This window comes from Sporomusa aerivorans (assembly GCF_041428895.1).
Classification (GTDB): domain Bacteria; phylum Bacillota; class Negativicutes; order Sporomusales; family Sporomusaceae; genus Sporomusa; species Sporomusa aerivorans.
In genome coordinates this window covers 5,192,381-5,206,000 of sequence record NZ_CP156926.1, presented here as the reverse complement: position 1 = coordinate 5,206,000, position 13,620 = coordinate 5,192,381, and the positions used below count along the sequence as shown (strand labels likewise).

11 protein-coding genes and 1 pseudogene are annotated in these 13,620 nt (G+C 49.0%); all 12 read left to right on the top strand.

What is annotated here, in order from left to right; genetic code table 11:
• The first annotated feature begins 102 nt into the window (after positions 1-102).
• The gene (locus SATMO3_RS24920; RefSeq protein ID WP_371372751.1) at positions 103-240 is read left to right on the top strand and encodes a hypothetical protein; all 138 of its coding nucleotides are present in this window, start codon (positions 103-105) and stop codon (positions 238-240) included.
• A gap of 601 nt (positions 241-841) precedes the next feature.
• A complete protein-coding gene (locus SATMO3_RS24915) occupies positions 842-1,234 on the top strand; it encodes a hypothetical protein (RefSeq protein WP_371372749.1) in 393 nt (130 codons plus the stop codon).
• Positions 1,235-1,308: 74 nt separating this feature from the next.
• Complete coding sequence (locus SATMO3_RS24910; protein ID WP_371372747.1) at positions 1,309-1,680, top strand: hypothetical protein; 372 nt, start codon at positions 1,309-1,311, stop codon at positions 1,678-1,680.
• A 143-nt stretch (positions 1,681-1,823) separates the two neighbouring features.
• The gene (locus SATMO3_RS24905) at positions 1,824-2,948 is read left to right on the top strand and encodes a DUF362 domain-containing protein (protein ID WP_371372745.1); all 1,125 of its coding nucleotides are present in this window, start codon (positions 1,824-1,826) and stop codon (positions 2,946-2,948) included.
• A gap of 601 nt (positions 2,949-3,549) precedes the next feature.
• The gene (locus tag SATMO3_RS24900; protein ID WP_371372743.1) at positions 3,550-5,238 is read left to right on the top strand and encodes a methyl-accepting chemotaxis protein; all 1,689 of its coding nucleotides are present in this window, start codon (positions 3,550-3,552) and stop codon (positions 5,236-5,238) included.
• A gap of 201 nt (positions 5,239-5,439) precedes the next feature.
• Entirely contained in the window at positions 5,440-5,736 is a 297-nt protein-coding gene (locus tag SATMO3_RS24895) for an ArsR/SmtB family transcription factor (RefSeq protein ID WP_371381793.1), read from the top strand.
• A gap of 32 nt (positions 5,737-5,768) precedes the next feature.
• A pseudogene (locus SATMO3_RS24890) lies at positions 5,769-8,174 on the top strand (heavy metal translocating P-type ATPase); the annotation flags it as partial.
• A gap of 285 nt (positions 8,175-8,459) precedes the next feature.
• Positions 8,460-9,407 carry a nickel ABC transporter permease gene (nikB, locus tag SATMO3_RS24885; protein WP_371372741.1) on the top strand — a complete coding sequence of 316 codons (948 nt, stop codon included), beginning with the start codon at positions 8,460-8,462 and terminating at the stop codon, positions 9,405-9,407.
• Entirely contained in the window at positions 9,404-10,258 is an 855-nt protein-coding gene (nikC, locus tag SATMO3_RS24880; RefSeq protein ID WP_371372739.1) for a nickel transporter permease, read from the top strand. The genes nikB and nikC overlap by 4 nt, the downstream gene beginning before the upstream one ends.
• 20 nt (positions 10,259-10,278) lie before the next feature.
• Positions 10,279-11,049, top strand: a complete 771-nt coding sequence (locus SATMO3_RS24875) for an ABC transporter ATP-binding protein (protein ID WP_371372737.1) — start codon at positions 10,279-10,281, stop codon at positions 11,047-11,049.
• A 30-nt stretch (positions 11,050-11,079) separates the two neighbouring features.
• Entirely contained in the window at positions 11,080-12,051 is a 972-nt protein-coding gene (locus tag SATMO3_RS24870) for an ABC transporter ATP-binding protein (protein ID WP_371372735.1), read from the top strand.
• Between the two features lie 23 nt (positions 12,052-12,074).
• Positions 12,075-13,598 carry an ABC transporter substrate-binding protein gene (locus SATMO3_RS24865; protein ID WP_371372733.1) on the top strand — a complete coding sequence of 508 codons (1,524 nt, stop codon included), beginning with the start codon at positions 12,075-12,077 and terminating at the stop codon, positions 13,596-13,598.
• Positions 13,599-13,620 lie beyond the last annotated feature (22 nt).

Genomic DNA, 13,620 nt, shown 5'->3' with positions numbered 1-13,620 from the left:
GCCAAGAGGGTTAAGCGTTGGTGATAAATGAGGTGACCCTGTCATGACAAAAGTAGCAGCCAGCAAAGCGGATTCTATGATCTACAAATAGTCGAGCAAGCCATGACAGAACTGCTTGACGAGTCGGGCGGCATATCCCGGTTTACTCAGCCTGGCGATAGAGTATTGGTGAAGCCCAATATGCTCGAAGGGGTGGACAAAGGTAAAGCGGTAACCACCCAGCGGCTGGTAGTTCTTTAGATACCTTTCCAGATGCTTGGAATGCTTATTCTAGCTGGCTTTTCGGATGAAACTTAACTACATGATACTGGTGCCAAATTCGCAAATGCAAGTAGACGTCAGCAAGTAAACGGGACGTCTATTCTTCTTTTAGAAAGGAGGAAATAGTTATGGTCTTTCCTAATTCTCATAATAACAAATACCTTGATAAAACATGATTTCCGGCTTAAAGGGCATCATTCGATTACTATAAGTAAGTGACCTTGGTCAGTAAATGTTGCATATTGAGCAATATTTATTGTCAATAGTGATAATTTTTTTCCAATGATGAAAAGTTGAAAGGTTGATTGTTGAATCTATTGCTGAGAATTGTATGTTATACTAGTAATGATTTTGTTCTAAAATTTAACAGTTTTCAAAAGAAGAGGTGTCAGGTTATGAATTGCCCTAATTGCGGACAAAAGTTAAATAGAAATTATAAGTTTTGCCATAATTGTGGTATTGAAAATAGCCAGATAAATGATTCAGAGCAAAATATTTCCCCCAATATAAATCCCTTATTATATAAATTAGGGAATGCTTTTTTGTCATTGGGTGAAACCAAAGGAGCAATTTTATTAGTATGCACTGCACTCTTGATCATTTTTTTACATTATACGCCCTTTTAAATTATTACTATCCTTCCAATGTTGCCTATACTATGAAGGCGTCAGAGTTAGCCTATGAATGTCAAATTGATAGTGAAGCTGCGGACACAAAATTTAGGAATAAGATAATAAAGCTAAATGGTAATGTTAGAGGAACGGGGCAATACCCAGGATCAAATAGAATATGTGTTTTTTTTCAACCTGAAGAAGCTATTTCTATCCTAGTTACCTTTCCAGAGGAGAAATGGAGTAAACTTAGAAAGATAAAAGAAGGTGACTTTATTGAACTACAAGCCAGGTATAGAGGAATGCCTAGACCAGATAAGGAAAATATCTTAATCATTCAATTAGATGCTATTAATGAATAAACAATCTCTTTATATAGGAATTTATATGTACTTCATCAGCTTGGAAATAGTCACATAGCTTGGAGGGAATCATAATGAAAGAATTAACTCCTAAGGAAATAAAAATATTGCGATTAGCACTAAAGTTCGCTGGCTGTACCTTTATTTTGGGGTTGGTTGTTCTCATTTCTTTTAATGGAGCCACTAGTGCTTACATCGCTTTATCGTTGGGAGCTTGTAGTCTCATTGTGTTTATACTTGCGTTATGCTATGGAGTGGTAGCAGATTATTTTAATGACTCCAGGAAAAAAACTTTTCTTATAGGTTGTGCGGCGGTCGCTACTGTATTTTACCAAATTTTTCTTAGCATGTCCCCAAACGATTTTGTTGCAATTATCCTTACCGTTTGTTTTATAAGTTTGCTTGTTTATGTATTTAAATATAAAGACAAAGAAGAAGAGGAATGATAATTGATAAGCGATTTTGGATAGTTTATCCCTGCCTGGGCTGCAAAGGTATTTGAGCGAACCTTGTATATGCTGTACCAAGTCTCAAGTAAGAGCGGCTTTGGGTCAGGCAGCCCACAGCATTGGAAAAGAGGATATTCCCTGTGACAAAAGTAGCAGTAGTAAAAACCGATTCCTATGATACACATATAGTCGAACAAGCCATGACAGAACTGCTTGACGAGTTGGGCGGCATATCCCGGTTTATTCAGCCTGGCGATAGGGTATTGTTGAAGCCCAATATGCTTGAAGGGGTGGACAAAGATAAAGCGGTAACCACACATCCTGAAGTGCTCAGAGCCGTAATTAGACAAGTGAAAGCCGCCGGCGGTGCAGCGTTTGTCGGTGATTCACCGGCGCTGGGCAATATCAGGAAGGTAGCTGAAATAACAGGTATTGCAGAAGTATGCTTACAGGAGAAAGCAGAGCTATTGGCTTTTGAAAAATCAGCTGTCACGTATCATTCGGACGGGCTGTTTATTAAAAAATTTGAGTTAGCTCAGGAATTGCAGCAAGTCGACAAAGTGATTTCGCTGGCAAAAATGAAGACCCACTCCCTGATGGGCATAACCGGCGGGGTAAAGAATCTTTTCGGGTTTATTGTCGGGCCTTATAAAGCCCAATTCCATCTGCGCATGCAAAAGCAGCGCGACTTTGCCGCAATGCTGGCAGACCTGAATGAAGCGGTAAAACCCGTACTTCATATTATAGACGGCATAGTCGGCATGGAAGGAAACGGCCCGCGCAACGGAACGCCAATCAAAACCGGGGTTCTCCTTGCCGGGACCAACGGTTTTGCCGTTGATATGGTTATGGCCAACATTATGGGGTTCAATGCAGAAAAACTGCCGGTATCAGCCTGGGCATTGAGTCAAAAGCTAGCCCCCAAACTGACGGCAATTGACATTGCCGGTTCTGCCCAAGCAACCGTCGTACCCTATGCTCCCGCGAAAAATCTTGTTGCTTTACGGGCCGCAATACCGTATTGGCTGGCTGATCTTGGGCAGAATCAGCTAACGGCCAAGCCTGTTATCAATGATAAATGTGTCGGCTGCGGCCGCTGTGCTGCACATTGCCCGCCCAAAACCATAGTCATAGCCAAGGGGCGGGCTCAACTGGATCTGAAAAACTGCATTCGCTGTTACTGTTGTCAGGAGCTTTGTCCTCATGATGCCGTAGATCTTAAAGAAGGGATATGGCTAAAATTCGTCCAACGCCTGACGAAGTGATATTGGTACGAACACTTTCCGATCTCTTCACAGCGAAAAAAAGGAATCGAGAATCCGCCTGCTAGCTCTATTGGCAACGGCGGATTTTTGCATTTTCAAAATGCTAAATAATATTAACGAGTTACTCTTGCCAATAAAGTAATTGACGAAAATGTAAAAGTTAGTGAGAAAAGTTACATATATGTCAAATTTATTGATCTCAGCTAATACAGCCGGATAGTTAGCTACAGAAGTTCACAACAAATAATGAAGGGAGATTTTTATAGTATTTTAGTCTTTTATGCTGAATTTTCAGTAAAATTGTCGAAATTCTCTGCTTTGGTATGATTCATGCGTAATTATCCAATGACTAGTACGCGCGGTAGTCAATGGGGAAAATATAGATAGGAAAGTGGTGAGCAAGAGGTTGAGTATAAACACACTGATCCCTATTGGCGTACCGAAAAAAGATTACGGATTTTTTGTTTGCTGCGCTTGCAGGCCTAAAAGGAGGAATCAGGTTATTTGAAACAGCAAGTTGTCGCTTCAGAGCTGTAACTGTTAATAACTATTTTAATCGCATGGTCTATTTCTAGTTAGTAAAGATGTAGAGGTGGAAAAAATGAAGCTAACAGTCGGTAGGAAGATTACGGGGGGGTTTTTGCTCGTTATTGTTATGGTGGCAATAATGAGTATATTTACATATTTGGAGATTGGGGAACTAAACGCAGCTTACGAAAGTTTACTGGCGACAAGTTTGCGAAAAATGGAATTGACGCAAAGTTTTGCCACCGACTTGGCCAATGAGGCTGTTGCCATGCGCCGCTTTAATTTTACCGGCGATCCGGCGGATATAGTTGCATTTAATGATTACCGAAAAAAATCAGACCAAGAAATGATCCAGCTTAACGATATAATGCAAACCGAGAAAGGTAAAAACCTGCTGCAAGTAATGCGCAAAGAGAAAGCCGAATATGAGGCTATCGCGGAAAAGTCTATCGAAGCTAAAAAAGCAAATAATCTGGAGAAGGTCAGTTTGTATATGCAAGAGGCGGGAAGGCCCTATAAGGCGGCTATTGCAGCCTCTGACGAATTGGTACAAACCGTGAAGGCGGTAGTTCAGGATGAACAAAAGAGTCAAAAGGAAAGAGCGGCAGAGGTCAAATTAATGCTGCTGGTTGTGAATGTTCTTGTGACTTTCGTGGCGATTGGTATTGGCTTATTTATCAGCCGGAGCATTTCCAGGCCCATAGGCCAGATTACCTGTAGTGCCAATGAGCTTGCTAAAGGTAATCTGCTAGAGGAAGATATTATCCAGAAATCATCAGATGAAATCGGACAGTTAGCTGCCGCTTTCAATATCATGAAGCATAATTTGCATCAATTAATCAAGCAGGTGATCGTCACAACCGAGCAAGTGGCTGCATCATCGGAAGAATTAACGGCAAGTGCGGAACAATCCGCCCGTGTTACTGTACAAGTTGCCGAAACAATTGGCGATGTTGCGCAAGGTGCGGAAAACCAAGCCAACGAGATTAATGCCACCTCGGAAATTCTTGAAAAGTTGTCAACGGGAATACAGCAAGTTGCTGTAAATATTGACACCGTTTCCGGTATGGCTGACAAGACGGCTGGCACTGCAAGTCAAGGAAACAAAGCAGTAGACGCTGCTATGGATCAGATGCAGAGTATTGAGAAATCCGTATCCGATTCGGCGCGGGTAGTTATGAACCTGGGCGAACGTTCAAAAGAGATTGGCCAAATCGTCGACACAATATCGGGGATCGCCGGGCAGACCAATTTACTGGCGCTGAATGCGGCTATTGAAGCGGCACGGGCAGGTGAACAAGGCAGAGGTTTTGCGGTAGTTGCCGAGGAGGTACGCAAACTGGCTGAGCAATCCCAACACGCCGCGAAAGAAATTGCCGGCCTGATTGCCCAGATCCAGGCCGAGACTGACAGCGCAGTTGTTGCTATGACTAGCGGCACAGAGGAGGTAAAGGTAGGATCTGAAGTTGTAAATACTGCGGGACTGGCATTTAAGGAAATTGTCTCGCTTATTGCCGAGGTTTCCACTGAAATCAAGGAGGTATCAGAAACCATTAAAGAGATGGCTGCCGGAAGTCAGCAAATCGTGACAGCAGTGCGTGATATTGATCAAATCAGCAAGGAAGCCGCAGGGCAAACGCAGACGGTTGCCGCTGCAACCGAGGAACAGTCTGCGTCTATGGAAGAAATAGCCGCCTCCAGTCAGGCTTTGGCTAAGATTGCTGAAGAATTGCAAGACGCTGTCAGTATATTCAAGGTGTAGAAGCTGAGCCTTAGCTAAGTAAAGTTAAAATCACTGCGCGAAGCAGTGATTTTTTTATTGACACAAAACGAAAATGAGAATAGAATAACATATGAACATATAATCACATGATGTGAGGTGGATGCCATGAAGGCGTTAGATAAAGATCTTTGTGAAGAGCGCTGTTTTCATCCCCAGACAATTTGTCTGGCCAAAGCCGCCATGCTGGATGACCGCAGGGTACGGGAGCTGGCGGAGATGTTTAAAATATTGGGCGATCCAACCAGGATAAAGATTCTGCACGCGTTGTCCAGACAGGAAATGTGTGTATGCGATATTGCCGAGACACTGGGAATGAACCAGTCGGCTGTGTCGCATCAATTACGCACACTCCGGGCTGCCAGGCTGGTAAAGTTCCGCAAGGACGGTAAAGAAGCCTGGTATTCGCTGGATGATGATCATGTAATTTCCTTAATGTGTCAGGGGTTGGAACATATTTCTCATACAGACGGGAGGTAACTATTATGCATAAACTGGAGCATAACGGCTGCAGCTGTTCCTGCTGTGGCGGCGAAGTGGCGATGGCGGTCCATGAGTGTGGCGCCGTAGTTGAGGCTGCCCGGCTAGAGAGTGCTTCTTTTGAGGTCGGCGGACTGGATTGCGCCGATTGTGCCGCCAAAGTGGAGAAGGCTGTCCGGCGGCTTAACGGGGTGGCTGAGGCGCGGCTGAATTTTGCCGTCGCCAAGCTGAAAGTGAATTATGACAGCGCCGTTCTTAGCACAGAGGATATTCTCAGGGTTATTACCGGTTTTGGCTATAGTGCGGCGCTTGTTACTAAAGTAAGCGAGAATCCGGGATTACGGAAAACGGTATTTCGTTTGTCTGGCCTCGACTGCGCCGACTGTGCGGCTAAACTGGAAAAGCGAATTGCCGCCCTGGCAGGCGTCCAGGCAGTAACACTGAATTTCGGCGCCGGAAAAATGACGGTGGAACACAGTATTAAGGATGAGGATATTATCGCCGCAGTTGAGCAGGCCGGCTATCAGGCGGTTACTGACAGCGAGGCCGGTAAGGCAACTCTGCAGGCAGTTGTTTGGTGGCGCAAGCCGCGGATGCTGGCGACAATTGTATCCGGCCTGCTGGTCACGCTGGCGATGGTATTGGAGTGGACCGGAACGGGGCAACTGAGTGTTCCCTGTTATGTCCTGGCTATGCTTACCGGCGGTTACCATGTGGCTAAAAGCGGCTTATACAGTCTTAGAAGCCTGACGCTGGACACCAATTTTCTCATGGTAATCGCCGTTATCGGCGCGGCTGCCATCGGTGAGTGGAGCGAAGGCGCCACCGTTGTCTTTCTCTTTTCCTTAGGCAACGCTTTGCAGGCTTATACACTGGATAAAACCCGCACTTCCATCCGGGCATTGATGGAACTGGCGCCGCGCGAAGCGTTGGTTCGGCGTAATGGTGAGGAACTGCGGCTGCCGGTTGAGGAAATCGTCGTCGGTGATGTCATACTGGTCAAACCCGGGGAACGGATTGCCATGGACGGCACTGTGCAAAGCGGCAGCTCGACAGTCAATCAGGCCGCCATTACCGGAGAGTCCATGCCGGTGGAAAAACAGACGGGAGACTTGGTATATGCCGGCACCGTCAACGAGCAAGGCGCTTTAACCATTGTTGTTACCAAGCTGGCTGCCGATTCGACCTTGGCTAAGATCATGCACATGGTGGAAGAGGCCCAGGCCGAAAAAGCGCCTTTGCAACAGGTGGTTGACGTTTTTGCCAAATACTATACCCCGGCGGTTATTCTGGCCGCTGTGGGACTGACAATCATACCGCCATTCTTTTTCCAGCAACCCTTTGAACTTTGGTTTTACCGGGCCTTGGTGCTCTTAGTCATCTCCTGCCCGTGCGCGCTGGTTATTTCCACGCCGGTCTCCATTGTTTCAGCTATTGGGAATGCTTCACGCCGCGGTGTGCTCATTAAGGGCGGGGCGTATCTTGAGCAGATGGGGAAAATTCGCGCCATGGCTTTCGACAAGACCGGTACGCTGACGGTTGGCAAACCCAGGGTTACTGAGATTATCAGATGGGTGGACACTATGCAGGACGAGGATGTACTGACCATGGCCGCCGCAGTGGAAAAATGGTCTGAACACCCGCTGGCCGAGGCTGTAGTAGCGCAGGCAGGCGATAGAAAGCTGCCGCCGGTAGCCAATTTTAAAGCGCTTGTCGGCAGAGGGGCGCAAGCCGATCTGGCGGGCCAGACTATCTATGTGGGAAATGTACGGCTGTTTGAGGAATTAGGCTTTGCGCTTGCTGCCAGGGAAAGCCATTTGTCGCAACTCGAACAGCAGGGGAAAACTGTCATGCTGGTAGGCTCCGGGCAAGAAATCTACGGAGTCATTGCCGTAGCCGACACGGTGCGGGCTGACAGCGCTGCGGCAGTGGCTGCACTTAAGGCGACAGGAATAGAGCAGATTGTTATGCTGACCGGGGATAACAACCGGGTAGCTGCAGCCATTGCGCAAAAAACCGGTGTAGACGCCTTCTATGCTGAACTCTTGCCAGCCGACAAAGTTGCGACTTTGCAGCAGATGATTGGCCAGTACGGCATGGTGGCCATGGTTGGGGACGGCGTCAATGACGCGCCGGCGCTGGCGACGGCGAGTGTGGGTGTTGCCATGGGCGTAGCCGGTTCGGATACCGCCCTGGAAACGGCGGATATTGCCCTTATGGCGGATGATCTGGGCAAGCTTGCCTATGTGATGCGGCTCAGCCGCAAAACAGTGGCCGTCATCAAACAAAATATAACGTTTTCCCTGTTGCTGAAATTGCTGTTTGTAATTGGTACTTTTGTCGGTTTTGTCAATCTCTGGCTGGCAGTACTGGCCGATACAGGAGCAGCTTTGCTGGTAACGCTGAACGGCATGCGGCTGGTGCGTGAACTCAAATAGAGAATTCTGTTTGAACTGAAAAAACAGGGATTTTTTGCAAGATAGCTTGCATAGCTGAACGGAATACGTTATAATTTTAACAAACACTGGCCTGAAGGCTGGTACAGTAAACTCCGAAGTTATAGCGAAATCTGAATAATAGAAGAATTATCCACGAAGGGTAACAGGACTCTAAGAGTTCTGCCTTCGTGGTTTTTTTTATTTCTCAGGGGGGGCCGATATATAACCCGGAATCAGGAGTTGCCTCTGCCGCTTTTTCAAGGCAGTAAGGAAGGGGACGGGCTTGTGCCGGTAAATTTTTTTATCCATCGCGGTATTTCGTTTATCATTTTATTGTTTGGCATTTCATTAGTAGCCTTTGGTCTCATGTCTCTGGTACCGGGGGATACCCCGGAAATGATACTGGCGTCAACCGGCGTCGAAGCGCCGCCGGAGGCGGTGGAAGCGCTCAGACAGCAGCTACAGCTACACGAGCCGGCTTATATCCAGTATGGACGCTGGTTGACGCGGGTCGTCCAGCTTGATTTAGGCATTTCCTACCGGACAGGTTTGCCGGTGGTATATGAGCTTAGCCACAGACTGGCGGCCACGGTCGAGCTGACGTTGGCTTCCCTGGGCTTTGCGATCTTATTTGCTGGGCCTCTGGGCATTCTTACGGCCCTTTATCCCCGGACCTGGCTTGATTTTTTTGGGAGAATGGCCGTACTGGCAGGCTCATCCATTCCTAACTTTTGGCTGGGTCTGATCCTTGCCTATCTATTTAGTGTAAGGCTGCAATGGCTGCCGATTGCCAGCGCCGGGAGGCTTGAGGGGCTTATTCTGCCGGCGGCCACTCTCGGCTTTGGGATGGCCGCCGCTTATACCCGGCTCTTGCGCGGCAGCATGCTGGATGCCTTATCCCAGGGCTTTATCCGGGTAGCAAGAGCAAAAGGACTGAAAGAACGGTGGCTGCTTGGCCGGCACGCTCTCCGCTACGCCTTACTGCCGGTACTGACCTGGTTTGGTATCAGTATCGGGCATCTGTTAGGCGGCAGTGTCGTTGTGGAAACCATCTTTTCCTGGCCGGGACTGGGAAGGTTTGCCGTGGAGAGCATTCAGGGACGCGATTACCCGGTCATTCAGGGCTATGTTCTCTTCTCGGCCCTGGTGGTTGTGACGATAAACCTGGCAGTTGACTGCCTGTATTCATATCTTGACCCGCGCATCCGTTTAGGAGGTGGCTTGAAAGAGTGAAGCAAAACGTCTGGAGTTTGTACTGGCAGCGGCTAAAGCGCGATAAGGCCGGTATGTGCGGTCTCTCTATGCTGCTGATATTTGCCTGTATTGCCTTGGCAGCCCCCTATCTGGCCCTGCATGATCCGCAAGCCGTACAACTTGCGGCAAAATTGCAGGGACCCGGCAGAGAGTATCCCTTTGGCACCGATCATCTTGGACGCTGTATTTTTAGCCGGGTACTTTATGGTGCGCAGGTTTCGCTGGCGGCCGCTGGTCTGGTGCTTGTCAGCGTACTGGCCGTCAGTCTGCCGCTGGGGATGCTGGCCGGCTATACCGGGGGAATGGTGGATCAAATTTTCATGCGGCTGGTAGACACCATCCTGGCTTTCCCCATGCTGATTTTAGCGTTAGCCATTGCCGGCTTTCTCGGATCCGGTCTGGGGAACGTCATGCTGGCGCTGGCAGCGGTGTGGTGGGTCAGCTACGCCCGGATCGTGCGCGGCCTGACGCTGGCAGCAAGAGAAAAAGAGTTCGTAATGGCGGCCAGAGCAGCGGGTACCCGAACACTGCCGATTCTATACCAGCATATTTTGCCGCAGGTCTTAGGCGCTGTCATAGTGCTGGCAACGCTGGACATGGGAAAACTCATTATGGCGATGGCCGGACTGTCTTTTCTGGGACTGGGGGCTCAGCCGCCAACACCGGAATGGGGCAGCATGCTGAATGACGGCCGGCCGTATTTTCAGTCGGCGCCGCATGTCATGTTGTTCCCGGGGCTGGCCATTGCCAACGTGGTCTTAGCCTGCAATCTTTTTGGCGATGCGTTAAGAGATGCGCTTAATCCGCAGGGTATGTCGCTGTCAGAATAAAGTAAGAAAGGGATCAGCTTATGGCACTGGTTGTTGAGGATTTACGCACCTATTATTTTCAGCCGTCAAAAACTGTTCAGGCCGTCGATGGGGTCAGCTTTTCCCTACTGCCGGAAAAGACCTTATGTCTGGTGGGTGAAAGCGGCTGCGGCAAATCGGCAGTTGCTTTGTCCCTGCTCGGTCTGATTGAACCGCCGGGAAAAATCATAACAGGCCGGGTCAGTCTGGACGGGCGCGAACTGCTGGCCATGCCGCCGCCAGAATTGCGGCAATTGCGCGGACAAGACCTGGCGATTATTTTTCAAAATTCGCGGTACTCGTTACATCCGTCCCTGACCATCGGTATTCAGCTTGTGGAAACCGTGTTGTCCCATAGCGGGGTAACTGTTTCAGCCGCCAGGGAAATGGCGGTGGATGCGCTGCGGCGTGTTCGCCTGCCGGACCCGGTAAAGATTTTTAACCGGTATCCCTTTGAACTCAGTGGCGGTATGCGACAGAGGGTCATGATCGCCATGGCCCTCCTGTTAAAGCCACGCTTCCTGATAGCCGATGAGCCCACCTCTTCGCTGGATATCACTACCCAAACCCATATTCTTGATGAATTAATGGAACTAAAAGAGCAATTCGGCGCCGGTATGCTGTTCATAACCCATGACCTGGCGGTAGTGGCTGAGATTGCCGACGAAGTGGCTGTTATGCGGCAGGGCAAAATTGTCGAGCATGGCCCGGTCCGTGAAGTTTTTCAAAATCCCGTACATCCCTATACCGAACAGTTATTACAGTCCCTGTAACGTATCGGGGCGATTGCAGGAGGGTGAGTTATGAAGCAGCCGTTATTGTCGGTAGCTAATCTAAAGAAACATTATATAGACAGGGACACTTTTTTTGCCAGGAAAAAAGTCCTGCCGGCGATAGAAAACGTTTCCCTGCATGTTGACCGCCAGGAAACGCTGGGGATTGTTGGCGAGAGCGGCTGCGGCAAAAGTACCCTGGCGCGTTGCCTCATGGGTCTGGAACAACCGACGAGCGGGCAAGTTCAGTTTGACGGGATAGAGATAACTGCTGCGGGACCGGAACTGCTGCGTCAGTTGCGGCGGAAGCTGCAAATTGTCTTTCAGGACCCGTATGCGGCCCTGAACCCGTTTAAAACAGTGGGTGACAGTATTGCCGAGCCGCTCATCAATTACAACTTGGGCAACTATCATGAACGGCAGGGAAAGATTGATCAACTGCTTATCGCGGTAGGGCTTAAGTCCGAATACAAGACCCGCTATCCTCATCAGTTTAGCGGTGGCCAGCTGCAGCGCATTAACATTGCCCGCGCTCTGGCGCTAAATCCGGCTCTGGTGGTGTGCGACGAGGCGGTTTCCAATCTGGACGGCATTGTCAAAGCACAAATTGTGGATTTGCTAAGGCGGCTTCAGGCCGAACACCACATTTCCTATATATTTATTTCCCATGACTTAAACGTGGTTAAGCGGATAGCCGACCGCGTTGCTGTCATGCTGGGCGGAAAAATAGTCGAAATATTACCGGCCCAGGACTTAGAGAATGCCAGACACCCTTATACCCGCTATTTGCTGTCTGCCGCTCTTACCGGTGATCCTGCCAGACGGCGGCAGCGAAACAAAAGCGCCGCTCTCAATGAGGCGGAACATGGTTACCCGGATATTCTGACAGGGTGTGCTCTGAAACACCGTTGTCCTGAGTTTTGTGAGCAATGCCGGGTTGAGGAGCCGCTACTAAAGACCATTGGTTCGATACATCAGGTTGCTTGTCATTTGATTGGGTAAAGAGAGGAGTGATTTTGTCCACTATGACATGGAAGAAGTTTTGGATATTGCTACTGCTGATATTGGCAGTAGCCGCTCTGGCAGGCTGTGGCGGCAAGCCGGCCACTGCGCCGGCCAATACCACCCTGAAGGTAGGCTGGGATTTTGAGATGCCCATAGCCGATCCGGTCAAATCCGGTTACTTTCTTGCCCGGAGCGGTATTATGGAAACGCTGGTTGATGTTGATTTCGACGGCAAGCTTGTGCCGGGACTGGCGCTGGAGTGGCAGGCGGTTGACCCTACGGCCTGGAAGTTCAAACTGCGGCCCAATGTGAAATTTCATGACGGTACGCCGCTGACAGCCCAGAGTGTAAAACTGGCTGTGGAACGGTTTGCCGAAACGGCAAGAACAATTCCGCTCGACACCATTGAGGTTGTATCCGACCAGGAACTTATTATCAAAACCAGGATGCCGGCTGTGGCGTTGCCCGCTTATCTGGCTACACCGGAATCGGCAATCTATGGCGAAAAGTCCATGGTAGACGGTAAATTTGCCAATCTGATCGGCACCGGCCCGTATAAGTTTGTGCAGGTAGCCCAGGACAAGAGCGTTATTACCGAGGGGTTTGCCGACTACTGGCAAGGAGCGCCGAAGATCAAGCAGGTTATTAACCGTCAGTATCCGGATGCACAGACCCGGTTTATGGCTCTACAATCCGGTGAAGTTGATTTAATTCGCAATGTCATGCCGTCTAATGCCAAATTACTCCAGGGAAATGCCGGCTATAAGGTGGATGTCAATCCTGTAGGCCGGGTACGGGTAATCTATTTTAACACCGAACGGGACGGCCTGGCCGACCGTTCGGTTCGCCAGGCGATAAACTATGCGCTGGATAAGGACGCTATTGTCAAGGATGTCCTGGAAGGCTACAGCAAACCGGCAGTAGGCATGTTTCCCGCCAATCTGCCCTGGGGCAATCCGGCCATCAAAGCCAGTGAGCATTCGGTAGCCAAAGCGAAGGAACTTTTGGATAAGGCCGGCTGGATGGACGATGGCAGCGGTGTGCGGGAAAAGCAGGGCAAGAAGCTGGAATATACCCTGCTTACCTATAGCACCCGTGCCGAGCTGCCTAATGTGGCGCAGGTCATCCAGGCAGAACTGGCGGCTGTTGGTATCAAGCTTAATATTCAGGTAGCCGATACCGGCGTTTTGGAAAAAGGCATGGTATCCAAAAATTTTGATATGACACTGGTGGCCCGCGGACTGGCCTTTACGGCCGATCCTGCCATTGCCTTTGAAGACTTCCGTTCTACCAGCAAGTCGAAATACCGGCCGAATTATGAGAATAAAGAAATGGATACCTTGCTGACAGGCGCTATGACAGAGCCTGATCAGACAAAACGCCAGCAAGCTTATTACCGGGTACAGGAAATTATCGACCAGGAAATTCCTGCTGTTTTCTTGAACTATTATGTACAGGTGGATGCTTACAAGCAGAACCTGCAGAACTTCCGTATCCATCCTACCGAACTCCATGTACTGACAAGCGATTTGCAATGGCAATAAATAAATGATGATACATAAATGG